The sequence below is a fragment of the Coleofasciculus sp. G1-WW12-02 genome (assembly GCF_040219735.1).
In the GTDB taxonomy this organism is placed as follows: domain Bacteria; phylum Cyanobacteriota; class Cyanobacteriia; order Cyanobacteriales; family Coleofasciculaceae; genus Coleofasciculus.
On the sequence record NZ_JAVJRX010000034.1, the window covers coordinates 157,738 to 184,072 of the forward strand.

Consider the following 26,335-nt stretch of genomic DNA (forward strand, 5'->3'; position numbering starts at 1 on the left):
TCCTCCTAACTTTAGGTGTTTTGTCAGCTAGTCGTATCTAGAAACTTAATTCTTAGAATAATCTTAAGATATTTTTCAGTTTATAGGAAATTATCTGGTCAAGATTCTAACATTAGGCTTCTTGATGAACTCCATAGTTTCCGTTTATGAAAAAATGGATACTGAAATATGGGTCGCCTGGGATTCGAACCCAAGACCAATCGGTTAAAAGCCGAGTGCTCTACCGCTGAGCTAGCGACCCACACTTGTAAGCGTTTTCAAGCGCCGTTTTCTACAATAGCAGAAATCACCAAAAATGTAGAGGGTTTTTCAAAAAAAAGTGGCGCTGAGTTGCACCGAAGTCTCCAAACTCTCTCCAGGAGACAACTTGGTGATATTTTCTCCTGTGTTTAATCCATTGCGGGGAGCGCTCCAGGGTTCCAAACAGTAGTAGTCTTTGCCCTTAACCGTCCAGAAGACGAGAGTTGAATAGGGTTCACCGTAGGTCAAGGTGAGTTTTAACCGCCGTTGCTGATCGATCACCGTTGCCGATTTACCCGTGATTTGCCGAAAGGCTACGTCAATTTCATCCTCACTCCAATCAAAGCCGCCCGTGAAGGGGTAAACTTGTCCGGTTTGCTGATCCTGATACTCCGCCGCCGGAATCTCAAACTGCAGCTTGGTTTTATCTGAAGTTAAGAAGTACGGATGCACTCCTGTGGAAAAGGGCATCACCTCTGGAGACTGATTAGTGTAGCGCTGGTGAAGCGTCAAGGTATTGCCTTGAAGTTGGTACGTGAAGCTGAGTTGCCAGTCGAAGGGATAAACAGCGCGAGTTTGGTCGTTACTATTGAGGACTAGGGTTAGGCTAGCCAAGTCATTCGTCACTCGTTCTGTAACCAGCCAGGGTAAATCGCGGGCGAAACCATGCTGTTTGAGCTGATATTGTTTGTCTTGGTGGGTATAGGTATTGTCCGGTAAATTGCCGCAGATGGGAAAGAGAATCGGAATCCCCCCCCGCACGCTCAACGTCGGGTCTCGAAACCGTTCGGCATCAAAGTAGAGGATGTCTTGACCTTGAAGACTCCAGTGAGAAATCAGACCACCGCGTTCGGGAACGACTTCCAACCGAGACTGGGAGTCTTGGGCAGTGAGGATATAGGTTGAGTATTGCTCCTGTCTCAGGGCGATCGCAAACATCTGTCTGTTGATTTCCTTAATAATTGAGCGGCTGGAGTTAGCGGCACGACTAACTTTAACAAACTCTTGTCAAAAAAACTGTCCTATTTTTACAAATTCTTAACAAAAAGCCTTTAGTATAGTACATAAGCAATTGTTGTAATCTTAGGGTTCAGGAGTGCCTACAGGCGATAAGTTCGTTTTAGAGTGACACATATCACTCTAAATTGAGCTGAGAATCACACCAAGCAAATGACACTTATCAATGTTTTCAACAGGGAGATATTGGATAGTGTTAGGGTTACCCCTATGATTACAAATGCTTGGTTACCATGATTCTTCGCACTCTTGTCCAATCCGCTCTGAAAACTGGCTGCCTCAGCGTTGCTTCCGAGGGGCTAATCCGGCAAATTCTGGAAATAAAAGGTTATCAAACAGCAGATCTTGAGGCTTTGACTGTCCTTTATGAGGCTGTGAAGTCTGGTAAAATTGAGCGGGAGGCTCATGATAACCGGTTTCTGTCATTTCCTGATCTAAATAGGCAAAGCGCGATAACAGGTGTCTAAAAGCCCCAACTTCAACAGGGATTCAGTACAGAGTAATCAGTAACCAAGGGTTTGAACTCACGTTTCAGGGCAAGTTTTGGAATTGGCTAGGCTGGATGCCCGTTAAGGGAGTCGTCGGTTCACACAAATCTGGATTTAACTAGATTTGGCGATTCATCCCGCGCCGTACTTTTATGCCAGCGTCGGGATGAATCGCCAGTTTAACCTAATTGGCTCTAGTTCCCTACCCGTCTACATGGTAGGAATGGATAGCCAATTATCAAGTATACGCTATACTGATAGTGTTGTTAGTGATAACAATCGAGGTTAGGAACAACGCTCGTCTTTCAGTCGATGACTCAAGCTCTACTGAGGTTGTAAGACTACAGCAACTTGGTCAGATGAAGCTTCAGAAACTCAAACTTCTACAAGGTTGAGTCGCTCATAAAATGGGTTCTTCCATGTTCCTGACTGTAAAATGCCAAAAGCGTCGCCAAAAAGTGACGCTAAGGGAAGCTTGCACTGTATTCCTAGGGTCAGTGTAAGATGATGTCACTGTCTAATACAAAATACCTATCAGCCAGGATGTACGACCTGGATCAAAGTGCGCTAATCTCAATGGCGAAATACACGGTTTCCCCTCCTTGGGTTTACTCTCCTTGGTCTTGCCTTTTACCAATGTCAATCCCTCGAATATCTGTTATTTGCTCACAGGTAAAATTGCTCTCCACCTTTACCTTGAGCCGAATTATAGCCAATGTTGTCCCAATTCGGTTGAATATCTTAAGGTTTTTTTGTCTAGTGAAAAACACCCTGCATTCATGCTCCAAATTTCGGTTGAATGCCAGTTAAGCTTTTAAGCATTGACTGGGAAATATGACAATAGTAGGGATGGGAGCAGTTGATGAGGGAAAATTGAGTCAAGCTATCCGAAGCCAAGCTTGGATAAAAACTGTCCCTGAATTATTCTAAAAACTGGAGCGACTTGCTCCCAGATGTGTTGGAAGAGTTATCTGCTAAGGAGAAGCCAAATATGCTACACCGCAAGATTTATCAACTTTGTTGCGATGGTCGTGAGGTCTGTATTTTCTTGCGGGATCAGCAACGTTGGATTGAACGCGCTCATATTGTCGATATTGAAGGGGATTTAGTGACAATCCGCTATGAAACTGATGAAGAAGACGAAATTTGCTCCTGGGAGGAAATGGTTCGCTTAGAAAGCATCGGTTCAGTTACTCAAAAACTTGCTTCTGTGACGCGCGGAAATTTTGAACCACTAGTGTCTGACGATTGTCCAGAAGCAGAACAAATTCATCCGCGTTTTCCTGAGTCCAATCAAGACTAAAAAATTAGGTGTCATTTGTCATTTCTAAAGGCGGGTTTAGTCACATCCGGGTGGCAAAAAACAAAGGTTGATAGTAAAACCCGCCCCGACAAATTAGGTTCCCTCGAAGGTGGTGAAGGGTTTTGGGAGCCATGACAGATTACCTCTTTGACTGCAACTGGGTATGACTAAGTTTCTGGTGGAGGTGTAATCGGTTCAAAAACTGGACAATATCCCTCCGGTGTCACTTTAAACGAGTAGAGGGGAGAGGCAGCATTCCAACAGCGCTGACCCCGTTGATGACGGCAATTAGCACAACACTCAATATTAGCAGGCATCTTCACCGAACTGCTTTGATTGAGCAGTTCACGTTGGGACAAGCCGCGTAATACCAGTTCTTCTCCTTGCCAACGAGCTTCCACTAAACCTGTATCGGCAAAATCTTGCCAGCGGGGATCAGCCGCAATTGCTTCTGGTAATGTAATAGTCACCACCGTACCCAGCTCCGTTAGCTCTCCTTCGTAATTGGTTTCTGGTGGTGGTGCCGGTTGTATAAATGTCTCTCCAATTGGCAGTTCAATCAGAGTTCCTGATGATGGTGTATGGAGATGGTAGCGGTTTTGTAACTCTTCTAATCCCGTTAAGTCAGCCAGGTATGTGGGAGAGCCATGAACAAAAATAATATGCTGAGGACGAAGATTATGGATTAACTGAGTGGTTCCTAAACAATCGCTATGCTCGGTTAACAGATAAGTTTCTACATCTGTAGCACTCAAGTCGGTGGTTGGAGGCGGATATCTCAGGCGTTCAGGTCGCAGCACTGTCCAAGAGGTGGGGTTAGGATGACAGTAAACCCTCAAGTCAGCCGTTTCATCAGTTAGAACGATGCTGGTGACCTGCGCGATCGCACCTCGTTGCTGCTCATCTACGCGACGCACACGCGGTTTCACCCGTTCATCCCAAAATAAGGGTTGATGGCGAGCAAAGTTTTGTACTGATGGGGGGAGGTGAGGTAGGAGCTCTAAGTAAGCATCGCATCCTTTGGCAACCGTACCATCTACCCAAATATCCAGATTGCGTCCAGTAAACTGGTGATGACTCCGCAGCAGCATCAAGATTTCTTGACCCAAACCCAAGGTGGGTACTGGCAGCAAAATAGAACGATTTGCTGCCAATGCTTGATCAATCCGTTCGACGAGTTGATTCTCTTGTTGGCGTCGATGGGGGTGTCGCGCAGTACCATAACTCCCTTCAATAATCAAGACATCTAGGTTTGTACCTCGTAATGATTCAATTGACAATCCTTCGACCAACCGTGAATTTGAAATAAAAAAGTCTCCCGTATACAGAAGTCGGTAGGTGCGATTTGGACTTGTATAGGTTAATAAAAATGCCGTTGCTCCCGGTAGATGTCCAGCAGGAAATAACTGCACACTTAATCCTTCTCGAAATTCAATCGGCGATCGCCAAGGAAGTGCTTGGCAGAATCCGGGAATCTCCTTTGGAGGTAAATAAGTCCAGTTCAGGGGTAACAGTTGAGTTGTGACTTCACTGGCGTAAATTGGCAATTGTGGAAAGGCTTGGTGCAGTGCTAGCAACCCCTTGGCATGATCGCTATGGGCGTGGCTACATAAAACCACATCCGCAGGCAAGTTAGCTTGGGCTTTCAGAGGCGAAATGTCTTCTAACCCACAATCGAGTAGGATGCGGTGGGGTCCCATTTGCACCAGCAAACAAACTCCTTCTGCACCATGACCAACACCATAGGCAAAACAGGCTAATTGATCATCCTCAGCAGAGGATGTCACTGGGCGTTGATTGCTCATGAACTTTGAGAAGACGGTTCTATGCTGTGACAGTTGCTTGACAACCAACTCACTTGAAGAACCATAACTACATCAACAATGCTTCTAAATCTTATTCGTCTTTTAGCTTATTTGGCGATGGGTTCCCTACACTGTACTCGTAAGAGTCAGTATATAAACTTGCCACCCTTATCTTTTCGGTTAAATTTTAGAATAACCTGATTCTCTTGGGCGAGTGTATTGACGGTATATAAGCAGTATGCTACTTCATCAATAAGATGTAGCAAATATCTGGGCTAGCTTATCCTAGCTTAGTGGGCTGAACCGTTGCCGTGATAGTTGTCTGAATCGTAGAAACCGTTCTTGGTGCCAAAAATGAGAGCGGATACGGTAAAAAGAATGGTTAAGACCACTAAAATCAGTTTGATATCCATCTATAGTTTACTTACTTGTATCTGAAAAACAGGATCTGAAACACTACTGAATACTTTTGACCGATCAGTATTTTGGTCTATTCAGTATAGATACACATTTTACCACGAAATTTATGTTCAAGTTGAATCAGCGTTTCACCCATCAACAGGGTCAGCGGGGGAAGTCTGATGAACGCACTTGCCTACCTGCGTGCAAACCTCTTATCCACACCAACCTATCCACATCCAGGAAAAGTCAGTAATTACACTAAGCTGGTGACAAGATTTGAACTTGCGACCGGCTGATTACAAATCAGCTGCTCTACCACTGAGCTACACCAGCAACTTCGTTTAGCATAGCAAATTATATTAGCAGTAGGGAAGAGGTAAAAGGGACGCTGGAGGAGAAAAAGTTAAATTAGAGCTTATTGGACTGCCTTGCTTGGGTCAAACGTTCAATAATACAGGTTCTGGCAATAACCGGGCGAGAACTTGCTTGAGTACCATCGCTGTCCAATCTACATCAGCTTCTGTGGTTTGTCGCCCCAACGTCAAGCGAATGCCTCTTAATGCCTCTGACTCACTGTAGCCCATTGCCAATAAGATCGGACTAGGATTGAGTTTACCACTATCACAGGCAGAACCCGCACTAATGCCTATCCCTGCCAAATTAAGCTGACGCACCATCGTTTTACCGGTCACCTCCTTCAATCGGGATGCTGGGATATTGGTTAGGCAAAAACTAACATGATGAGGTAAGCGGTGTCGTCGCGAACCTGTTGGTTTTAAATAAGGGATGTCGCTGAGTTGATTAAACAAGCGATCGCGCAACCGAATTAACCGAGGTGTTTCCGTTGACAGTTCGGCTGTTGCCAATTCGGCGGCGATACCAAATCCCGCGATCGCGGAAACAGCCTGTGTCCCTGAACGCTGTTGCATTTCTTGTCCCCCACCCCACAATAGTGGCACTAATTCAACATTAGGACTTACATACAGCGCCCCCACTCCTTGAGGTCCATAAATCTTGTGACTTGAAATTGACAGCAAATCCACCGGCAACTGTCGCACATCAATGGGCAACCGTCCAGCCACCTGTACCGCATCGGTATGGAACAGTATCCCATGATTCCGGGCAATTTGCCCTAGTGTTTCAATGGGTTGGAGAGTCCCCACTTCACTTTGACCATAAATTACAGATACTAATACCGTATTTGGTTGTAGGGCGTCTTCCAAGTCGCGGGGATTTACTCGTCCCTGTTTATCTACAGGTAATTGTGTTACCTGCCATCCCCAAGTTTCCAACCAGCGCACAGGTTGAGCGATCGCGGAATGTTCCACGCTAGAAATCACAATATGCTTGGGCGTTCTGTAGTTTTGGGCAATCCCCATAATGGCTAGATTATCTGCCTCTGTGCCACCGGAGGTAAAAATCAAAGCCTCGGCTGGCGCATTAATTAAGCCAGCCACTTGCATTCTCGACTGTTCCACGACAGTAGCAGACCGTTGTCCCCACTCATGTAAGCTAGAGGGATTACCCCACTGCTGAGTCAATACCCCTTGCATCGCCGCGATCGCTTCTGGGCGGGGGGGTGTCGTGGCGCTGTAATCGAGATAAATTTGCATAGTGTTCAGCCTTTTTCACTCGGCGACGGGCTATAGTTTCAGCATATAGCTCTGAGGACTGCTTATTCTGTGCCCAAAGTCTGACGTTTTGGTCATTGGTCATTAGTCATTGAACAGAAACACTCAAAACTCTTTCATCCCTCTATTCACCAGGTTTATCCACATTGTAGTCCTCGTGAGACAAGACAGCGTAGGGAATCAACAAACTCCCGTAGTCATGACAAATCATCCGGTAGTTGCGGGTAACCGGGATACTGACGATCCAGCGATTGTGGCGTAGTCGCTTGCCGCCAAATTCTCGGTAGTTCTTTTGTTCTTCCAAGCCAGCGATAATCACACGGGCTTTGACCACCACATGGGTGGGCAAATCCTTTAAGTCAATGGGATCATTGTCAAAAGTAGACTCCCATTCTTGCTTTTGTTGCTTTTTAGCTTCCCGTGCCTTGTTGTCTTGCTCACATCGGTGGCAGGTTTGACCATACCCCTTATGACCGCACGGAAATGTCTTTTTTCGTCTCGACATAAAACGGTGGGATGGGTTCAAACCCTAGACGTGACCATGTTATCTTCCTGATAGTGATTTCCCCCATTCAGGTTGTGGAAAACGAGATTTAAGTTGTTCGTTGTATTTTTATGTTAGTTCAATAGGGACAAATCCTTGAACCTTATTTCAAACTGAATCAGAAAAACCCAGATCAGCCGTTTTAGTCCGATGGCTCAGAGTCCCATATATCTTATACTTTCCTAGCTTCTCCGGCTTGTCTCAAGGGATCAATTCCCATTGACAGCCTACTTGGTTTATGTTGACCTAGGTGATAAAAAATAATCAAAGCAATAAGTGAATCTAATAGAAATTCAATGACTCAATCCTACTGGCATCAAGGTATCATCTGGCTCATTGTATTAACTCTGTCCGCTTGTCAACCTCCTCAACCTCAAGTTCACCGTCCGCCTCCCTTACCCCAAGACCCCTTTGTTCAGGTCTACTTTAACCATTCCCCCTCGACAACCTACACGGAACCCTATCGCTCAGTGACTCGACCGGGCGATAATTTAGAGCAGATTATTGTCGAAGCGATCGCGACGGCTCAATCCACTATTGATGTTGCTGTCCAAGAGTTGCGCTTGCCGCAAATTGCTCAAGCTCTGGTTCAACGACATCAAGCGGGGGTTAGAGTCAGGGTGATCCTAGAAAATACCTATAACCTCTCTTGGAGTGAAATCCCAGCCGAAGATCTAGCTAAACTGCCACCTCGGGAACGCAACCGCGCCCAAGAGAATTTACGGTTAATTGACAGTGATAACGATGGCAAGCTGACCCCGAGTGAAATTAATCAACGAGATGCTTTGGTTATTTTACGAAATGCTGGCGTTCCTATCCTAGACGATACAGCCGATGGCTCTCAAGGTAGCGGCTTGATGCACCACAAGTTTGTCATTGTGGATGGATACAAGGTGATAATTACCTCCGCTAACTTTACCACCAGCGACATTCATGGTGACTTTCAAGCACCGGACAGTCGTGGCAATGCCAATAATCTCGTCAAAATTGAAAGTGTTGAATTGGCGAATTATTTTACCGAAGAATTTAACCAAATGTGGGGAGATGGACCTGGTGGCAAAGCCGATAGTCAGTTTGGCGTCAAAAAGTCACAACGCCCTCCAAGGCAGGTTACTCTCGGAGATACCACTGTGACTGTCAACTTTTCGCCCACGTCACCAACTCAACCCTGGAGTCAAAGCAGTAACGGTTTCATTGAGCAAACCCTGCAAAGTGCCGCCCAAACCATTAATCTGGCATTGTTTGTCTTTTCTGAACAGCGACTGGCAGATCAGTTACAAACTTCAGATGAAAAGGGTGTCCAAGTTAAAGCGTTAATCGATCCAGGTTTTGCCTATCGCTACTACAGCGAAGGACTAGATTTATTAGGTGTGGCGCTGAGTAATGAGTGTCGCTATGAAGCGGGTAATCGTCCTTGGCAAGATCCGATTGCCACAGTCGGTATCCCTAAACTCCCATCAGGCGATCTGTTACATCATAAGTTTGGCGTGGTAGACGGGAAAACAGTGATTACAGGGTCTCATAATTGGTCAGCATCAGCCAATCACCAAAACGACGAGACGGTTTTGGTGATTGATAGTCCTCTAGTCGCCGCTCATTTTGAACGTGAATTTGAACGTCTGTACACGAATGCCATACTGGGGGTCCCGGTGGCGGTTCAGCAAAGGATTCAGAACCAGCTACAATCCTGTGACGAGATTACTCAGGCAAACGATCCGAACGCCCCAACTTTTAGTGGGATAGTCAACCTCAACACAGCCACTCAGGAGGAACTGGAAACTCTACCTGGAGTTGGACCCAAACTGGCTGAGCGAATTATTGCCGCGCGATCGCAAAAGCCATTCACGTCATTAGCTGACCTTGACCAGGTTCCAGGTGTCGGATCTCATCTACTCCAGCAGTTAGATGGGCGAGTGACGTGGTAATCCTAACCTTATATAATGCCATGAACTATTTTTCTTTGAGTTTACTCTTGACAACAACAGCGATTTTGGCTCAATCATCCCCGCCCTCGATAGCCGCCAGGGTGCCCCAACTCAACTCTAAATCCGTGATCCTAGCCACACAATTATTGGTGCAAGATGCGAATGACTTTGATTACTGGTTTGATCGCTGTTATGAACTCACAGGCGAGGAAGCACTGGAGGCTTGCGACAACGCGATCGCCATTAATTCCAATGATGCGTCAGTCTGGTATAACCGAGGTACGCTGCTGATGACAGAACTAGAACGATATGAAGATGCAGTAGGATCTTTCGACAACGCTTTGGAGATCAATCCTCAGGATTTGGCAGCCTGGGATAATCGAGGTGTGGCTTTAGGACAACTGGGGCGGTACGAGGATGCCTTAACTTCTCATGATCGCGCCTTGGAAATCGACGATCAACATGCGAGAGTTTGGCAAAATCGCGGCGTAACCCTGTTTCTTTTGCAGCGCTACGAAGAGGCTCTCACAGCCTTTGAGCGTGCCATTGAACTTGATCCCAACTACGAACAAGCACAACGCAACCGAGACTTGGTTCGGGAACAGTTAGGGCGATAGCCTCTTTGATTCCGCAAGTGCGGGGGAACTGATTAGTTGGGGTGGGTTTTACCAATCACCAATCACTTTCTGTCTATTTCGCACCCGCCCTTGTCGGGAAGCACAGACATCCTTTTCATCTGTGGGTATATTTAATAGCGCTGAACAACTCGCGCCATTTCACGCTCATCCTGACGCCGCTTAATTGTCTCGCGCTTGTCGTGCAATTTTTTCCCTTTACACAAACCCAGGCTCACTTTCACCAAGCCTCGCTTCAAATACATTTTCAACGGCACTAGGGCTAACCCTTGTTGTTCTACCTTGCCTATAAGTTTGCTGATTTCCTGCTTGTGCAGCAACAGTTTACGGGTGCGAAGCGGGTCGTGATTGAAGTAGAGGCTGCTACTTTGGTACGGCGAAACATGTACGTTCAGCAGCCAAGCCTCACCATTGCGAATTAGGGCATACCCATCGCGCAAATTGACCCGACCCTCGCGGATAGACTTAACTTCTGTTCCTTTTAACTCAACGCCCGCTTCGTAAGACTCTAAAATCTCATAGCGGAAACGTGCTTGCCGATTATCGGCAACAACCTTGAACCCTTTACTTTGATCACTCATACCAATCACCTTAGCGTCTGATACTGAAAATTGTGGACTCAGACAATCACCTCAGGAAACCCTCAAAAGGTAAAGTTTTGTTAAAGAGTTGACATTTTCTCGAAAAACAGTAACAATAGATACAGAACAAATAAATCGTTCATCTCTCTAGCCATTAATCAATTAACCGTGAAAGATGATTAGAGGGACGGAAGTAGGGACAACTCCCGAAGGAACGCGCCTCATATCACTACAGTTGCATTACGAGGCGAAGACCATGAAACTTAATTATCGCGGCATCAAATACGATTACAATCCCCCTACGGTAGAAACTGTCGAATCGGGATCTGGTGGTAAATATCGGGGTTGGGACTGGCGATTCCGCAATTTAAAAAATCCGCCAGTGTTACAACCGCGAGTCAACCTGCAATATCGCGGCGTTCGTTATCAAACACCAGGGACTGTTGCTAATAATGGTGTTGCGCCAGAAAAAGCACCCACTTTAGTTACCAGTCAAGAGAAAGCTCGTTCTCGGATGAGCAAGCAGCAACGAGTTCTCAAAAATCGTCAGCTTTCGATGTTGTATCGCTCAGCTACGGAAGTTGGATTGGCAACTCGTTAACTGTAGATGGGAGTGACGCCTCAAGGCTCAACGGAGTAAGTTGGGGTAGTTGAACAGAAGGTATCCAACTAATAAACTACCCCGCCTGTCTCAAGGGCGGGGTTTTTAATTCAGATCCCCCTTATCTCCCTTAAAATCGATAACTCAACACTTTAATCATCGAACGATTCTGGGGTAAATCTGAGAATTTCAACGTCAGCGTATCGCTGTTTATCCGACTTACGGGCATTCCCTCCATCACAGTTAAAAACTCATCCACGGAGCCAATCCCATAGTCCCCCTGACAGGTTTCATCCGCTGCTTGGGTACGGAAATGAGTCGGGACTACCATTTTCGGATTTAACACACCGATCGCTTGTTTAGCCTCTTGAGGATTATACGCTTTGATACTGCCGCCAACAGGCACAAATACCACATCAGGACGCCCCATGAGGATTTTCTGCTCAATTTCAATAGGTGCAGCCGCCCCACCTAAATGCAGAAGTTTAATCCCACTTTGCTCCCATTGCCATGCCACATTATTCCCTAATCGGCGTCCACCTTGGCGATCATGAGGAATACTAATCCCTTGGAATCGAATACCCCCGATCTGATAAACTCCCGGTTGAAATAGGATACGCGGATTTCCTGGCAATCCCTCAGCTGCACCTTCGTCCAACAACTGAGAGCTAATTAAAACCAAATCAGATTCCACTTTCGGTGGACGATAACCTGCTGTACACCCGACTGTCCGAAACGGATTAACCAGAATCCGCATTCCCTCGCCTGTAAACAAAAAGCAGGTATGTCCTAACCACTGAACTGTCAATGTCCCATTAGCCGACTGTGCCCCAGCCGACTGGAATTGTGCAGCCAATGTCGTTCCCAAAGTGCTAAACACTCCTGCACCCACGTAGCGCATCAACTGTCGCCGTTTCATTGTTGGTTAATCAATACTCCTAATACTTAAGCTAGAACCATAGGGTTTTGAGTCGATGCTGGAAGAGATACTAGAAAATTTTGCAATAACTGTTTGCCACAATCGGTCAAAACACTCTCTGGATGAAATTGGACGCCCTGGAGATGGGGATAGTTCCGGTGTCTCACCCCCATAATTGTCCCATCCTCCACCCAAGCCGTAATTTCCAGTACCTCTGGACAGCTTTCTTTGTCAATCACTAGGCTGTGATATCGAGTGGCGACAAAGGGATTGGGCAGATTCTGGAAAACACCTACTCCGGTGTGGTAAATTTCCGAAGTTTTACCATGCATCAACAGGGGGGCACAGATAATTTTTCCGCCAAAGACTTGACCTATACTTTGATGACCCAGACAAACGCCTAAGATGGGTACAGTTGCACCAAGCTGGTGAATTAACTCACAGGAGATTCCAGCATCATCCGGGCGTCCGGGTCCTGGGGAAATAACTATCCCATCAGGGTTTAACTGGCGCAGTTGCTCTAGGTCAATTTGGTCATTGCGGTAAACCTGAATATCAGCAGCAATGGGCAATTTGAATCCTAGTTCACCGAGATACTGCACCAGGTTATAGGTAAAACTGTCGTAGTTATCAATGACAATAATCAAAATTTACACTCCTTTTGAACTCACCCTAACCACGACAAAACGTTACACTGTAATTTAGGTTAAAAAAATAGCTTAACGTATCAGTAAAAGGATACGAGTCATTAAGGGAGGCAAGAGTAGGGAGCCAGCCACGAGTAGGGCTGCGATCGCGGAGATGAGAACAGCACCTGCGGCACAGTCTTTAGCTACTTTTGCTAGCTCATGATAGGACTGTTTAACGGTTAAGTCCACAACCGCCTCAACTGCCGTATTCAGCAATTCCAGGGTCATGACTAGCCCACTGGTCAAGCCAATCACGGCTATTTCCACAGGCGTCAAGTCTAACAAAATAGCCAAGCTAATTGCCACGATGCCAATCAGGGTATGAATGCGAAAGTTCCGTTGGGTAACAAAGGCATATCGCACTCCCGCCCAAGCATATTTAAAACTCACCATCAATGTTGGGGCAATACACCAAGCCAAGTCTCGTTTGAATCTATGATTAGACTCAGGCTTTGGCGGTTTGGGGAGTGACAGCTCCTGCACTATCGACCGGGAACTGGGAACCAGGTATTGAGAGTTAGCAGAATGAGTATTGTGATAAACCATGGGGATTGAATTCCATTGCTAGTGATGAACTGACACTGAATCCAGTGTCATTATACGGGTAACGTCAAGTTGACAATCTGGAGTAAAGCCTGTTGCTGGTTTAGCATTCGCAGCAAGCTTTCCTCATCCGGATGATCCCACCCTAAAAGATGTAACAACCCATGAGTTGCTAACCAAGCCAGCTCTACTTCTAAGGGATGACCCTGTTGTTGAGCTTGGCGATAAGCGGTTTCCACTGAAATGACGATATCTCCCAGGTAGACTGATTCAGCCGCTTGCATGTCTGGAGGTATCTGAGGCGAGTCTACCTCTAATGCGGCGAAGGAGAGTACGTCAGTGGGTTGATTTTTGTGGCGGAACTGAGAATTAAGTGCCTGAATTTCTGTGTCGTCACTCAGGCGTAGTGTCAGTTCATACCCCAAGGCTGGCGGACTATCTGGGTGCAGTTGCAGTGTTTCAAGCCATTGGCTGAACCAATGTTCCCAAGTGGAAGTGGAAATGGGGTTCGTGAGGAAATTGGCTTCCGGAGTCGCTGACTGGGAGGCTTCAAAGAAACAATCCTGCACTATTAGTTCGATATTCACTCGTGCCGCCTCTCTTGTGAGGTAAGCTATGGGAACGTTAACGAGTCAGGTAAGCTAAACCAATCAGCACAGCTAATAGACCCACAGTGGTTAGAAAAAAGTGCTGTAGGGATTTGCCTCCTTTACTCACCATGTTACGCATCGCTAATTTCACGTAACTGGGTTTAGGTTCATTGAAGGCGGCGTTTGCTGTTGGCTGTTCAGCAAAAGGGGACTTCGCTGTATCCGAGGGTGTTGAGGGTTGACTCATTAGGAATGGTGATTTGACGCTAAAATCTATTTTATCGCCTTTATTTACATAATGTAACAAATTGCCATTCATCATTCGCCAAATTTGGTCAGGGCGGGTTTAGTCCCATCTAGATGATCAAGCAACGATAATCATTAAACCCACCCCGATACCCCACACCCCACACCAATCTTCCCCATCCCAAACTGATTAGGTCAATTGATTTTCCTGACGCAGGTAGGCTTCGATGAAGGGATCAAGAGTCCCATTCATGACATCATCAACGCCTGTGGTTTCCACATTCGTCCGTAAGTCTTTCACCAACTGGTAAGGGTGGAAGACATAATTGCGAATTTGGTTTCCCCAAGCGGCTTCAACTATATCGCCTCGGATTTGGGCAATTTCCTGGGCGCGTTGTTCTTGAGCAATCACCAATAGCTTGGCTTTCAGGAGGGCGAGGGCTTTTTCCTTGTTTTGCAGTTGCGATCGCTCCTGGGTACAGCGCACGGCAAGTCCTGTGGGAACATGCACAACCCGAACGGCGGTTTCCACTTTGTTGACATTTTGACCACCCTTACCCCCAGAACGAGAGGTGGTAATCTCTAAATCCGTTTCGGGAATATCTAGGTTTACACCTTCGTCTAGCATGGGCATGACTTCAACGCCTGCAAAACTGGTTTGCCGCTTACCGTTGGCGTTAAAGGGAGAAATTCGTACCAGTCGGTGAGTTCCTTTCTCCGCTTTCAAATAGCCATAGGCGCGGAGTCCCTGAATTTCCAAAGTAGCTGACTTAATTCCAGCTTCATCCCCTTCTGAGAGTTCTGCCAACTGCACCTTATACCCTTGGTTTTCTGCCCAACGGGTGTACATTCGCAGCAGCATTTCTGCCCAATCTTGGGCATCCGTTCCGCCAGCCCCAGCATTAATCGCCAGTACAGCACCATTGGCGTCATAAGGACCCGATAGTAGCTGTTCTAATTCCCAACGGTCAAGTTCACGATTGAGCTTAACTAAATTGGTTTGGGCTTCTTGCAGTAGTGCTTCATCGGTTTCCAGTTCCAGCAATTCCAGAACTGCTTTCGCATCCTCTAGATTACTTTTCCACTGATGGTACTGCTGGAGATTCAATTTCAGGTCATTCAGCTTTTGCAGGGTTCGTTGAGCGAAGGTTTGGTCATCCCAAAAATCGGGTTGAGCGGCTTGTTGCTCTAAGTCTTTAATTTTGGCAGTTAGGGCAGGGATGTCAAAGATAGTCCTGGGTTTTTCCCAGGCGATCGGACAAGGTTTCGACTTCGCGTTTAATCTCTAAAACTTCCATGTTTCTTTGTTCTGGTACTTTACTACCGTCAACCCTTTATCAATTGTAAACAGAAAACTTAATCCCATTAGACCAATGACAGGTATCCCACGCCTTTTCAAGCGTGGGATAGGGTTAGTCAATTAGTCGCGATTAAAAGCAATCAGCAACCGCAAAATAAAGATAAACAGGTTGATGTAGGTTAAGTACATCGACAATGCGGCTGGCAGATACTGATCATTGCGATAAGTGCGGGGCAAGATGTAGAAATCCACCACCGCCGCACCGACAAACAGCAATACGCCAATGCCAGAGATGCCTATTTCTATCCAGCTAGGGGTATAGACGCCAAAAAAGCTCAAGATGAGCTGACCCACCAACACCACCAACAAGGCAATGATACCCAGTTGAACGGTTTGGGTTAACGCCATCCCATCTTGATCTGAGAGATTCGAGCCTATTTGACGGGCGGCGACAAAGGTGACACCACAACCGAGGGCGGCGATCGCAATCCCTTGAATCCCCACCCCCGATGTGCCGAGGGCAACAAAGACGATACCACTGAGGGTATAACCTGAAAGTAGGCTATAGGTCGCCAATAGGGGCAATGCCGTGCTGTTATTGCCTTTCTCCGCTACACCACGGGCGACGAAGAATAGGGCTAATTCAGCAATCAGGGCAACCCAGAAGGTGGGCATGAATAACCCTGGGTTTGTGGCAAGGACATTCAAACCACCGTAGGTGCCCAGAGCCGTTAAAACCAATCCACCGCCGACGTAGGGCAGGGCATTGGCTATGACATTGGGTCCGACTAGGGCTTGACCCTGAGCATTGCGAATGGCTTGGCGAAAGTTACTTGTGTTGCTCATGTAAACTCCTTGTGTAACTTACGTATTTACAGGTATTATCGCGGTTTACTTCTATTTTGACCGATATTTTCAGGTACGGGTCTACACACACACTTAGGGATTGGGGAAGTTTTGACCCTTCACTTCGCCCCTAGGGTATGGCGCTGCTTAAACCTTGCCGTACTGGGAAGAAGACACAGGCGCAGTTACAAGGCGCGATCGCTCAACTGGACACCCCAACCTAAGCGGTTATTGAGTTCGTCTTCTCGCCAGTTAGAATTCGGGTGTGTGATATTAAACCAAACCCATGAAACGCTTTCTCTTAACTTGGCTGTTTACTGCACTAGCATTAATCATTACTGCCCATATCGTACCCGGTATTACGATCGCGGGTTTTCCCACGGCTGCGATCGCGGCGATTATCTTAGGGATTGTCAATGCTATTGTCAGACCGATTCTTGTCATGCTGACTTTTCCCCTGACTCTCTTGACCTTGGGGCTATTTCTGCTAGTGGTTAATGCGATATCCTTGTCCCTAGTCGCCTACCTAACTGGCGCCACGTTTACAATCCATGGACCTATGCCCGCCTTGATTGGTTCAATTGTTTTGTCTGTCGTTGCAGGTATCCTCAACCACTTTGTGAAGTAATTAGTCATTTATCCTTTATCCTTTGTCCTGGGTCATTGGTTGGGGCAGGTTTGGTGATATCAGAGTTAGTCATGAAACTCGCCATTAGTTGGGGCGGGTTTGGTGACATCGATATGATAAAAAATGTTAGTCGTGAAACCCGCCCCTACAAAATCAAAACTGTTTTAACTGTTTTTGCTTATGATTAAGATTCTTCACCTGTCAGATATCCATCTAGGTAGCGGCTTCTCCCACGGGCGAACGAATCCAGAAACGGGTCTAAATACACGACTAGAAGATTTTGTCAATACCTTATCTCAATGTATTGATCGCGCCATTGCTGAACCCGTGGATTTAGTCCTATTTGGTGGCGATGCTTTTCCTGACGCCACACCACCGCCTTACGTACAAGAAGCCTTTGCCACTCAATTTCGCCGCTTAGTCGATGCAGAAATTCCCAGTGTATTGCTGGTAGGTAATCATGACCAACATTCTCAAGGAAATGGGGGCGCGAGTTTATGTCTTTATCGTACCCTAGGTGTGCCGGGATTTATTGTTGGGGATACTCTGACAACTCACCCGATTCAAACTCGTAATGGTTTAGTACAAGTTATTACCTTACCCTGGTTAACTCGTTCTAGTTTACTGACGCGCCCGGAAACAGAAGGGTTAGCCTTAGGTGAGGTGAACGAGTTATTAATTCAGCGCCTTGAACCTATTTTAGAAGGAGAAATTCGGCGGCTGGATTCCCAAGTGCCAACTATTCTATTAGCCCATGTAATGGCAGATCGTGCTAGTTTTGGGGCAGAGCGTTTTTTAGCCGTGGGTAAAGGCTTTACTATTCCCCTATCCCTGATGGCGCGATCGTGTTTTGATTATGTCGCATTAGGACATGTCCACCGCCACCAAAATCTCAATCCATCTAATAACCCGCCCGTCGTTTATCCGGGTAGTATTGAACGGGTTGATTTTAGTGAAGAAAAGGAAGATAAGGGTTATGTTTTAATTGAGTTAGAGAAAGGTAAGGTTCAGTGGCAGTTTTGTCCTTTACCTGTACGTCCATTTTGCACGATTAGCGTAAATCTAGCTGAGGAAACTGACCCAGAAGCGGCATTACTTAAAGCCATCCAGAAAAAAGCAATTAACGAGGCTGTTGTTCGGCTGATTTATCAGGTGCGCTCTGATCAGTTGGATTTAATCGATAATAGTACAATTCATCAAGCCTTGAGTGAAGCGCACAGTTATACAATTCGTCCAGAATTAGTCAGTCAGTTAGCCCGTCCGCGTTTACCAGAATTGGGTGTGGGTAACGGCATGAATCCCCTAGATGCGTTGAAGACGTATTTAGAAAGTCAGGATAATTTAAAAGATATTGCCGCAGATATGTTAGAAGCCGCGCAATATTTGTTGGATGGGCAAGGAGATAGTTGGTTAGAGGTAGAGGAGTCTGGAGACGATAAGCAGGAAGCGAGTCAGGTGGGAAAAGGGAATCAAAAGAATCAATTGCGTTTACTTTAGGGGTTCGGGGAAACACGTATGAGAATCAAGGAAATTTCAATTACTGATTTGTTCGGTGTGTTCAATCATGTTATTCCTCTTAACTTGGAAGAACACATTACTATAATTTATGGTAAAAATGGTGTTGGCAAAACCAAACTGCTAAAATTAATTTATGAAGTCTGTAATTCAGTCTGTAATGAAACTCCTAATATTCCATTTAATCAATTAACGCTAAGTTTAGACAATGGAGAGATATTTAAGTTAGATGGGAATGAAATTGAAAATTCTCCAGAAGGACATGAGTTATTTTTTAAGAAGATAGACTCAATATCTTCTAATATTAATGTTCATTTTGTAGAGGATAATCGGTTGTTATGCTCAACAGCTAATGACCGAATGCAACACTATAATCGTCAGTCAATGTCACGTACTGTTTACAATTATTCCCAAGAATTAGCCAAAAACATTCAAACAAAAATTACTGAATACGGAAGGTTGTCTCAGTCACTTGATAGAACATTTCCGGCAAGGGTTGTTCAACAAAAAGAAATGCCTAATTTAACGGATGAAACATTAAAATATAAACTAAACAGGCTTGAAGAAAAACGTTCTAGCTTGAGTGATTATGGACTATTAACTGAAAACGAAAATACAGAAATTAAAATTCAAGGAAATATAGACGAAAGCACTAAGAAAGTTTTGGCAGTTTATATTGAAGATGCAGAAAATAAACTCAGCTTGTTTGATGACATGGCGAAAAAAATTGATTTGCTCAAAAGAATTATTAATAAAAAGTTTTACTATAAACACATGAAGATCAATAAAAATGGTGGGTTTAGTTTTGTAACTGACGATGGTAAATTCTTGCATCCGACAAATTTGTCTTCTGGAGAACAGCACGAACTCGTTCTTCTTTATGAGTTATTATTTAAAGTTGAACCGAATTCCTTAATTCTCATTGATGAACCAGAATTATCATTACATGTCGAGTGGCAAGTGCAATTCATTAAGGATTTACAAGAAATAACTCAACTGTCTAATATTGATGTTTTAATTGCAACTCATTCGCCAGACATTATTCATGATCGCTGGGATTTAACGGTTGAGTTAAAAGGACCAGCCGAATGAGAGAATTTATTACCCCGGATCGGATTGCGAATCAAATTCGGATGCGGCGTAGTAGTCACAAAGGTTCTTTTATAATCGTGGAAGGGCGCAGTGATAAGCTCGTGTATGAGCGTTTTATAGATGGGACAAACTGTGAATTTTCCATCGCTAGTGGTAAAGAGAATGCTGTTGCTGCTATAAGAATTCTTGAAAAAGATAACTTTACTGGTGTTCTCGCCATTGTAGATGCAGATTTTTGCCGACTCGATGAAAATTTATCTTCTAGTTCAAACTTACTATTAACCGATGATCATGATCTGGAAATGATGCTGCTTAAATCATTGGCTTTAGACAAAGTACTTTCCGAACGTGGTTCAGAGGACAAGATAAACAACTTTGGTCAAGATATCCGTTTAACGCTGCTGGAAAGTGGGAAAAGGATTGGGTATTTACGATGGGTTTCATTGAAAGAAAATCTATCCCTGAAGTTTAAGGAATTAAGTTTTAGTAAATTTATTGACAAAGCTACATTAGTGATTGATACAGCTAAACTGATTAAGGCTGTTAAAGATCACTCCCAAAAGTTGGCACTGATAGACCAAGATATTCAAGAAAGTATAGAAACATTAGAAAACAGTACTCACGATCCTTGGCAAGTCTGTTGTGGACACGATATTATTTGCATCTTATCCATGGGATTGAGTAAGGTTTGGGGTTCATGGAAAACAAACGATGTTAAACCAGATATACTAGAGAGAGAATTACGACTCGCTTACGAGGATTCTTATTTCTACAGAACTCAACTCTATAAATCAATTCAGCAGTGGGAAGTCAATAATAAACCATACCAGGTTTTGTCGCCAGGGGATTAAAATTAGAAACATTGGGTTAGTGTGTTTGGTGAGGGAGAAAACACCACACAAGTCTTCAAAACACTCCACACCCGACACGCCATCTCCTGGTTAGCTTTCTTACCCACCCCTTCCGCTAACTCACACACTCGCGCAAAATTTGTCAAACTAAATATATTCCTTTCGCTTGGGAGTAAGCGGTAATGTGGATGGCTGGATTGTTTGTTTTTTGCGGCTGGATGGTATCCTTGTGCCTGCACGAGTTTGGTCATGCTGTCGTCGCCTACTTCGGCGGTGATACCTCGGTTAAGGATAAAGGCTATTTGACGCTTAATCCCCTCAATTATACTGATCCTGGTTTGAGTCTGCTAATGCCGATGATTTTCTTGGTGATGGGGGGAATTGCCCTTCCCGGTGGGGCAGTTTATATTGACCATAGTAAATTGCGCGATCGCAGATGGGATAGTGCGGTTTCGGCGGCTGGTCCTTTTGCTAATGTACTAGTGACATTGGCGTTGGCGATTCCTTTCTGGTTGGGTTGGGTTACGGTATCGAGTGAGGGTTGGCTGGGGCAAAGTTTAGCCTTTCTTATTTTCTTACAAATTTTTGCTGTTGTCCTCAATTTACTGCCTATTCCGCCTCTAGATGGGTATGGAATTATACGCCCTTGGTTACCTAAATCGCTACAGCAACAATTCAACAAATTGGGTAGATATAGCTTTTGGTTTATTTTTGGGGTGTTATGGTTTGTACCAGCAGCGAGTCAAGGGCTTTTTCGGTTCATTTATCAAATTGCTTTAATTTTAAATATCCCTCCCGAAGCCATTCAGTTAGGCAGTGTCTTATTTACTCAACCCGCCACAAAGTTGGCATTGATTGGCGGATTCTTCGCTTTTCTCTGGCTGATTAAACAAAAAGGAAATCAGCAGCAACATGATCCAGAATTACCATGGTTTTACCAAGGGAATAAACTTTTGGAAAACCGACAATATGACGCCGCGATCGCTGCTTATGATAAAGCAATTAACCTCAATCCTAATTTACATCAGTCATGGTATAATAGGGGCTTGTGTTTAGCCGAGCTACACCGATTTCAACAGGCAATTACTTCCTACCAGAAAGCCATTAAACTTAAATCTGATTTTTATCAGGCTTTAGATGCTCTCGGTAACTCTTTTTATCAGTTGCAACAGTATGCAGATGCTATTAATGCCTACGATAAAGCTCTGCAAATCGAACCAAACTTAGCTAATACTTGGTATAATAGAGCCTGTTGTCGAGCGTTGCAAGGTCATGTTGAACTGGCGATTGACAGTCTAAAACAGGCAATTGATATCAATTCCAATTTACGCGAGCAAGCGAAAACTGATGCTGATTTTGAATTGATGCGGAATACTGTGCGTTTCCATCTGCTAATTGATAGAGGATAATGTATCAATAATGATTTAGTGGACTAAATCATAAAATCCATTTTCTTTAACAAAGGACGTGGGTTGCTTCTCAAAAAACAAGTATAACAAATAATAAATAATGAATAATGAATGACAAATTTTTAATCAGAAAACCGATGGGTAAATTTCCCCAGCAATTGCCAATAGTGCTTTTACTCGCCACTACTCTGGCAATACCGTCAACGGCTGACTTTCATCCGGCACAAGCACAAACCTGCCTCGCTGCAACCAGTTGCAGAAACCAATCCGTCAAATTTGTACCGGGTCAACGGATTACCGTTGAGGTAGCGAATTTAACTAATAGCATTATCCAACTCCAACAAGTTGATGTTACAGATCCTCTGTCGGTGAGTCCTGGACAAGTTCTCTCCTTTGTCCGAGGAGGTAATACTAACCCTAATTTTTCAGCGGTGTTTTGGGATGCCCAAGGATTACCCTTAAATGTGAATATCCGCAAACCTGAAGCGAGGGTCTTACGAATTGAAATATTGCCCAGTGGTCGTGCTCCAGGCGCTCGCGCCGTTTATCTGCAAGATGACGGTCGAGTCGAAGTAATGTAAGGTGTTAAGTGTTGGGTGCATTCATTTACGATGAACAACTATCCTTGTCATTCAGCTCAATTGCTACCTCGTATCCGCCATACTCCAAATCATTGGTTTGGTAATCAAGATAGCCAGGAGATATCTGTTGTCCCGGTTACTCATACCGTGAAAACTAATTTTTCTCCAGCGTCGCCTGTTACTAATCCTCTAGATCAGTTGTTATCACAAAAAATTTTGATTACAACTGAGTAAATTGGAGTTATAGGCTTGAAGCACTGTAAATGATTGGTCAGATCCCACGCTGAAAAGACGTGGGTTTTTACGTTCATGGGTTTTAAACAATCAATCAATGATAAACTCTGCACAAATCAGCTTGCGTCAATCCGGCTCAATTGAGCGATTAACCTGGCGAATGATATTCAAATAAAAGAAAAACTACTTGACTTAATATAAAATAAAATTAAGTTTTTTAAATCGAGACTTGCTATTATATACAATAAGTTTTAGGGTGACCTCTGCCTTTTGATAGGTAGCATTAAATTAAATTTTTTTTAGATTCTTCCCCAAAATTTTTACATTTGAGGAGTAGACTGATTAGCGTTGGGTGGAGAAAGACTATGAATAACTGTCCTTGTTGTTCTGCTCAGTTACTGGCTCACATTCGTGATAAGCGTGTTTATTGGTTTTGTTCTCGCTGTCGCCAAGATATGCCTGTTAAAGCTAATCATAGAAACCCTTTTCACCAAGAGTTTTCTTTTGTTAATCCCTTAAATGACATTTTGTCGCAAAAAATCTTAAAAGCAGCAGATTAAGCTTATCTCTCCTCTGTAAAAGCAAAATGGGATGGTTTTTAGGATGAGGGGTTTTCTGGGCGCACGCTGGGGAAAGGGTACAGGCTGGGGAAATAGCGCACGTCGGTGGGTTACTGGGATTTTTCAAAAAGATTGCGAATATAACCCCATCGTTTACCCATGCGGATGGGTGCTAATCCGTCACTAAAGGATTTGACCTGATCAAATTCCGGTGAAATTACCTGATCACCCTTTTGATTGATATAACCCCAAAATGATTCAATCTTAACAGCGGCTAATCCTTGGGAGAAGGGTTGAGCCGCATTAAATTGTGGCTCAATGACCAAATTTCCAGTAGGATTAATATAACCCCAGCGATCGCGCAATTGGACAGGAGCAAGTCCTTGGGCAAATGAGCCGGCTGTGTCAAAGTTTGCTGGAATCACCAGTTGACCCCTTGAATCACAATACCCATATTTGCCTGCGAGTTGCACCGCCGCTAATCCTTCTGAGAAAAATTGTGCCTGATCAAACTGAGTCGGAATCACCCATTGACCGATTTTATTGATATAACCCCATCGATTTCCAACCTTCACCGCCGCTAATCCTTGGCGGAACCGAGTCGCCTGATCAAACTGGGGTGAAATTACCGATTGACCGGATAAATCGATATAACCATACAGACTGCCAATTTTTACTCGCGCTAATCCTTCAGCAAACTGATCCGCTTGATCAAATGCTAAACGAGTGATCAGTTGTCCTGTTTGATTAATATAGCCCCACTTGTACCCCATTCGCACTCGTGCCCGTTCCTCTTGAAACGAATCCACCCAATCAAATTGAGGCTGAGTGATAAGATTACCAAAGCGGTCAATATAACGATATTCAGCACCAACTCGGCGATGGGTAAACCCCTGTGCCTTCAGTGATGTCGCGTTGAAAGGAACGGATTGAGCATAGACGCGCGATCGCAAGGCTTTGGCTAAGGTATCATTATCTTGGCGCAAGCCCTCATAGAAAAATAACACCTCCCCCGATAAACCGCGATCGCGATTGTACTCAATTGCCTGTATCAAATCCTCTGAACTGATGCGATACGACCCGCTTTTAATCAGGATTCCTGGTATCACCGTAGACAATTGTACCGGGTTTACTTGGTCATTCACCAACCGATCAACAAGCTGCTTATAGCTAGTAAAATCCCGGCGATAGAGTTGGGGATGGATTATATCCACCAATCCCTGATTCCGCCAAGCTTGGTTATCTTGTAAATACTCCTGTAGCCCCCAGGGATAGGGACTCGGTGCCATAGAAATCACCAATTCTGGATTAATCGCCACCACCTGTCGGTACAGACGAGTCAGGAAATCAGTCAGCAAATCCGCCCGCCATTGTAACCATTGGGCGTCTTTTGGATTTCTAGGGGGTTCCCGGTTGAACTGCTGCATATAGCGTTGTACCGTTTGGGTATCATAACCTCCTTCTGACGGGAGGGCAGGTAAACGGTCATCCCCCTGAATTCCAGCGATATCATAATTTTTAATCACTTCTAGGATTAATCCCAGGACAAAATCCTGCACCTGGGGGTCAAAAGCATTTAGCCATTCAAAGTTATTTTTTGTTAGTAAATTACCTTGAATATCCCGCGCCGCCCAGTTCGGTTTTTGGGCAAGTAAGCGTCCACCCTTTTGGTTATAGGAACTGGCAAAGCCATATTCAAACCAAGGAATCACCGCTAATCCCACTTTCTTAGCCGCTTGAATCAGTTCGGCGAGGGGATCTCGTCCAGTAAAACGCGGGTCAATTTCCAATCCCACCGTGTCTCGCATCAGGCGACTGGGATAAAGTGTTGCCCCATTATTCCAAACCACAGGAAAAACCACATTAAATCCGGTTTCGGCGAGGAACTCAATCGCCTCAGCTATATTCTTTGGGGAATTAAAGACTTGGCTATCCGTATTTGTTAGCCAAACTCCTCTGATTTCAGTTGAGGGTAATTGATTTGGGTTTGGCGTTAGATCCTGTTCGTCTAAATAATTATTATATTCTTCTACCTTGTTACTTTCTGCCTTCTGAGAGTTTGTAAGCGCTAAAGCGCTTCTGGCACTAAAGTGCCTACTACGAACTCCGCTTAAGTCAGCAATATTCTGCTTTAATCTTACTAATGCGATTCCTGCGGAAAAGGGTTCCGCTTCATCCAGTTGCGGATTAATCACAAATGTCCCGGTTTTGTCAATATATCCCCATTTATCCCCCAGTTTGACCCTTGCCCGTCCTTGGGTAAAGGAATCTGCCTCATCGAATAGAGGTTCAATGGCGATGATATCCCAACCTGGAACATATTGTCGGGGGACGCCTGGGAGTCTTAACGCCTGAGTAATCAGTGCAGCGACTTCGCCTCGCGTCGCGTTACGATTTGGGTGCAGGCGTTTAACTTCCGGATAGTTAACGACTAAAAACTGACGGGTTGCCGTTGCGATCGCGCCCTGTGCATAATTGGGAATAGTCGCGGCATCATCATAGTATTGTTGGAGAATTGGGGTAGGATTAGGGTCACGGGCATACTGTAACCCACTGACTAATGCCACCAACGCTTGCACACGGGGAATCGGTTGATTGGGTTGAAAAGTGCCATTGGGATAGCCGGAGAAAAATCCCGCCCGGGTGACGGTTTTAATGGCGGGATTTGCCCAGTGATTGGCAGGTACATCACCAAAGTTGATCGTATCCCGCACTGGGGTAGCCTGGGGAAAGGCTTTGTTTAAAATCGCCGCAAATTCAGCACGGGTAACAGGGTTATTGGGGCGAAAGCTACGATCAGGATAACCGCTGATGATTTGGCGGGTAAAAAGCTGGTGGATTGAGTCTTTTGCCCAATGGGTTTGGGTATCGGCAAAGATGGAGTTGGTGGACATGGAGCTGCGATGGAGCCTGATAGTTGCATTATAGATAGTCTCTGGCTTTGAGGGAGTAAGATGAAAACTAAGTTTTGAAACAGATTGTGAGAGAACCAAGTGCTATTAATGAATATGAATGTGTTCGCTATCCGTCGAACAGTGGACAGTAATGGACAACAAATACCAAAACTGTAGAGATAGCCAGTCTCAGTTCTTTAATGAACTACGCTACCTGGGTCATGACACCTTAAGGTGCTTTCCAGCTTTAAGCTACTGTCGCTCAA

The 26,335-nt window shown here is 44.9% G+C and carries 25 protein-coding genes, 2 tRNA genes and 1 riboswitch; of the genes, 12 read left to right on the top strand and 15 right to left on the bottom strand.

Annotated elements, in window-relative coordinates; all coding sequences use genetic code 11:
- Nucleotides 1-169: 169 nt before the first annotated feature.
- Together RID09_RS05295 and RID09_RS05300 are read right to left on the bottom strand one after the other, a co-directional pair.
- A tRNA-Lys gene (locus RID09_RS05295) sits at nt 170-241 on the bottom strand.
- Nucleotides 242-309: 68 nt separating this feature from the next.
- Complete coding sequence (locus RID09_RS05300) at nt 310-1,179, bottom strand: aldose epimerase family protein (protein ID WP_446334898.1); 870 nt, start codon at nt 1,177-1,179, stop codon at nt 310-312.
- Between the two features lie 690 nt (nt 1,180-1,869).
- Between RID09_RS05300 and RID09_RS05305 the strand changes: the two genes are divergently transcribed.
- Both RID09_RS05305 and RID09_RS05310 read left to right on the top strand, forming a co-directional pair.
- The gene (locus tag RID09_RS05305) at nt 1,870-2,034 is read left to right on the top strand and encodes a hypothetical protein (RefSeq protein ID WP_446334899.1); all 165 of its coding nucleotides are present in this window, start codon (nt 1,870-1,872) and stop codon (nt 2,032-2,034) included.
- 702 nt (nt 2,035-2,736) lie between these two features.
- On the top strand, nt 2,737-3,048 hold the full coding sequence (locus RID09_RS05310) for a DUF6679 family protein (RefSeq protein WP_446334900.1): 312 nt from the start codon (nt 2,737-2,739) through the stop codon (nt 3,046-3,048).
- Nucleotides 3,049-3,215: 167 nt separating this feature from the next.
- Here RID09_RS05310 and RID09_RS05315 read toward each other — a convergent pair whose 3' ends face one another.
- The 4 genes from RID09_RS05315 to RID09_RS05330 form a co-directional block, all read right to left on the bottom strand.
- The gene (locus RID09_RS05315) at nt 3,216-4,853 is read right to left on the bottom strand and encodes an MBL fold metallo-hydrolase (protein WP_446334901.1); all 1,638 of its coding nucleotides are present in this window, start codon (nt 4,851-4,853) and stop codon (nt 3,216-3,218) included.
- A 663-nt stretch (nt 4,854-5,516) separates the two neighbouring features.
- Nucleotides 5,517-5,588: transfer RNA gene (locus tag RID09_RS05320), tRNA-Thr, on the bottom strand.
- A gap of 104 nt (nt 5,589-5,692) precedes the next feature.
- Nucleotides 5,693-6,868 carry a cysteine desulfurase family protein gene (locus RID09_RS05325; protein ID WP_446334902.1) on the bottom strand — a complete coding sequence of 392 codons (1,176 nt, stop codon included), beginning with the start codon at nt 6,866-6,868 and terminating at the stop codon, nt 5,693-5,695.
- A gap of 142 nt (nt 6,869-7,010) precedes the next feature.
- A complete protein-coding gene (locus RID09_RS05330; RefSeq protein WP_446334903.1) occupies nt 7,011-7,391 on the bottom strand; it encodes a DUF7682 family zinc-binding protein in 381 nt (126 codons plus the stop codon).
- 335 nt (nt 7,392-7,726) lie between these two features.
- Here RID09_RS05330 and RID09_RS05335 point away from each other — a divergent pair, with 335 nt between their 5' ends.
- Nucleotides 7,727-9,355 (top strand): phospholipase D-like domain-containing protein, encoded by a 1,629-nt coding sequence (locus RID09_RS05335; protein WP_446334904.1) that lies wholly within the window; start codon nt 7,727-7,729, stop codon nt 9,353-9,355.
- Between the two features lie 20 nt (nt 9,356-9,375).
- A complete protein-coding gene (locus RID09_RS05340; RefSeq protein WP_446334905.1) occupies nt 9,376-9,972 on the top strand; it encodes a tetratricopeptide repeat protein in 597 nt (198 codons plus the stop codon).
- 131 nt (nt 9,973-10,103) lie between these two features.
- Here the strand turns inward: RID09_RS05340 and smpB are convergent, their stop codons facing one another.
- The gene (gene smpB, locus RID09_RS05345) at nt 10,104-10,571 is read right to left on the bottom strand and encodes an SsrA-binding protein SmpB (RefSeq protein WP_446334906.1); all 468 of its coding nucleotides are present in this window, start codon (nt 10,569-10,571) and stop codon (nt 10,104-10,106) included.
- A gap of 134 nt (nt 10,572-10,705) precedes the next feature.
- A riboswitch (Glutamine riboswitch) is annotated at nt 10,706-10,792 on the top strand.
- A gap of 35 nt (nt 10,793-10,827) precedes the next feature.
- Here smpB and RID09_RS05350 point away from each other — a divergent pair.
- Nucleotides 10,828-11,172 (top strand): DUF4278 domain-containing protein, encoded by a 345-nt coding sequence (locus RID09_RS05350; RefSeq protein WP_446334907.1) that lies wholly within the window; start codon nt 10,828-10,830, stop codon nt 11,170-11,172.
- Nucleotides 11,173-11,302: 130 nt separating this feature from the next.
- Here RID09_RS05350 and RID09_RS05355 read toward each other — a convergent pair whose 3' ends face one another.
- The 7 genes from RID09_RS05355 to RID09_RS05385 form a co-directional block, all read right to left on the bottom strand.
- Complete coding sequence (locus RID09_RS05355; protein ID WP_446334908.1) at nt 11,303-12,091, bottom strand: MBL fold metallo-hydrolase; 789 nt, start codon at nt 12,089-12,091, stop codon at nt 11,303-11,305.
- A 26-nt stretch (nt 12,092-12,117) separates the two neighbouring features.
- The gene (locus RID09_RS05360) at nt 12,118-12,738 is read right to left on the bottom strand and encodes an anthranilate synthase component II (RefSeq protein WP_446334909.1); all 621 of its coding nucleotides are present in this window, start codon (nt 12,736-12,738) and stop codon (nt 12,118-12,120) included.
- Nucleotides 12,739-12,810: 72 nt separating this feature from the next.
- Complete coding sequence (locus tag RID09_RS05365; RefSeq protein WP_446334910.1) at nt 12,811-13,326, bottom strand: diacylglycerol kinase; 516 nt, start codon at nt 13,324-13,326, stop codon at nt 12,811-12,813.
- Between the two features lie 50 nt (nt 13,327-13,376).
- The gene (ybeY, locus tag RID09_RS05370; RefSeq protein WP_446334911.1) at nt 13,377-13,910 is read right to left on the bottom strand and encodes an rRNA maturation RNase YbeY; all 534 of its coding nucleotides are present in this window, start codon (nt 13,908-13,910) and stop codon (nt 13,377-13,379) included.
- 37 nt (nt 13,911-13,947) lie between these two features.
- Entirely contained in the window at nt 13,948-14,160 is a 213-nt protein-coding gene (locus RID09_RS05375) for a DUF3285 domain-containing protein (RefSeq protein WP_446334912.1), read from the bottom strand.
- Nucleotides 14,161-14,349: 189 nt separating this feature from the next.
- A protein-coding gene (gene prfB, locus RID09_RS05380) for a peptide chain release factor 2 (RefSeq protein WP_446334913.1) occupies nt 14,350-15,457 on the bottom strand; the annotation gives its coding sequence in 2 pieces (ribosomal slippage) (nt 14,350-15,384 and nt 15,386-15,457; 1,107 coding nt in all).
- A 122-nt stretch (nt 15,458-15,579) separates the two neighbouring features.
- On the bottom strand, nt 15,580-16,305 hold the full coding sequence (locus RID09_RS05385) for a Bax inhibitor-1/YccA family protein (RefSeq protein WP_446334914.1): 726 nt from the start codon (nt 16,303-16,305) through the stop codon (nt 15,580-15,582).
- A 286-nt stretch (nt 16,306-16,591) separates the two neighbouring features.
- On the opposite strand from RID09_RS05385, the gene RID09_RS05390 reads away from it, so the two are divergent.
- The 7 genes from RID09_RS05390 (at nt 16,592) to RID09_RS05420 (ending at nt 23,175) form a co-directional block, all read left to right on the top strand.
- On the top strand, nt 16,592-16,933 hold the full coding sequence (locus tag RID09_RS05390) for a phage holin family protein (protein ID WP_446334915.1): 342 nt from the start codon (nt 16,592-16,594) through the stop codon (nt 16,931-16,933).
- 180 nt (nt 16,934-17,113) lie between these two features.
- Nucleotides 17,114-18,430, top strand: coding sequence for an exonuclease subunit SbcD (gene sbcD / locus RID09_RS05395; protein WP_446334916.1), 1,317 nt, complete (start codon nt 17,114-17,116; stop codon nt 18,428-18,430).
- An 18-nt stretch (nt 18,431-18,448) separates the two neighbouring features.
- A complete protein-coding gene (locus RID09_RS05400; RefSeq protein WP_446334917.1) occupies nt 18,449-19,540 on the top strand; it encodes an AAA family ATPase in 1,092 nt (363 codons plus the stop codon).
- The gene (locus RID09_RS05405; RefSeq protein WP_446334918.1) at nt 19,537-20,391 is read left to right on the top strand and encodes a DUF4435 domain-containing protein; all 855 of its coding nucleotides are present in this window, start codon (nt 19,537-19,539) and stop codon (nt 20,389-20,391) included. The genes RID09_RS05400 and RID09_RS05405 overlap by 4 nt, the downstream gene beginning before the upstream one ends.
- A gap of 188 nt (nt 20,392-20,579) precedes the next feature.
- Entirely contained in the window at nt 20,580-21,800 is a 1,221-nt protein-coding gene (locus RID09_RS05410) for a tetratricopeptide repeat protein (RefSeq protein ID WP_446334919.1), read from the top strand.
- Between the two features lie 107 nt (nt 21,801-21,907).
- The gene (locus RID09_RS05415; protein WP_446334920.1) at nt 21,908-22,381 is read left to right on the top strand and encodes a hypothetical protein; all 474 of its coding nucleotides are present in this window, start codon (nt 21,908-21,910) and stop codon (nt 22,379-22,381) included.
- A 599-nt stretch (nt 22,382-22,980) separates the two neighbouring features.
- The gene (locus RID09_RS05420; protein WP_446334921.1) at nt 22,981-23,175 is read left to right on the top strand and encodes a hypothetical protein; all 195 of its coding nucleotides are present in this window, start codon (nt 22,981-22,983) and stop codon (nt 23,173-23,175) included.
- Nucleotides 23,176-23,285: 110 nt separating this feature from the next.
- Here the strand turns inward: RID09_RS05420 and RID09_RS05425 are convergent, their stop codons facing one another.
- On the bottom strand, nt 23,286-26,069 hold the full coding sequence (locus RID09_RS05425) for a WG repeat-containing protein (protein WP_446334922.1): 2,784 nt from the start codon (nt 26,067-26,069) through the stop codon (nt 23,286-23,288).
- Nucleotides 26,070-26,335 lie beyond the last annotated feature (266 nt).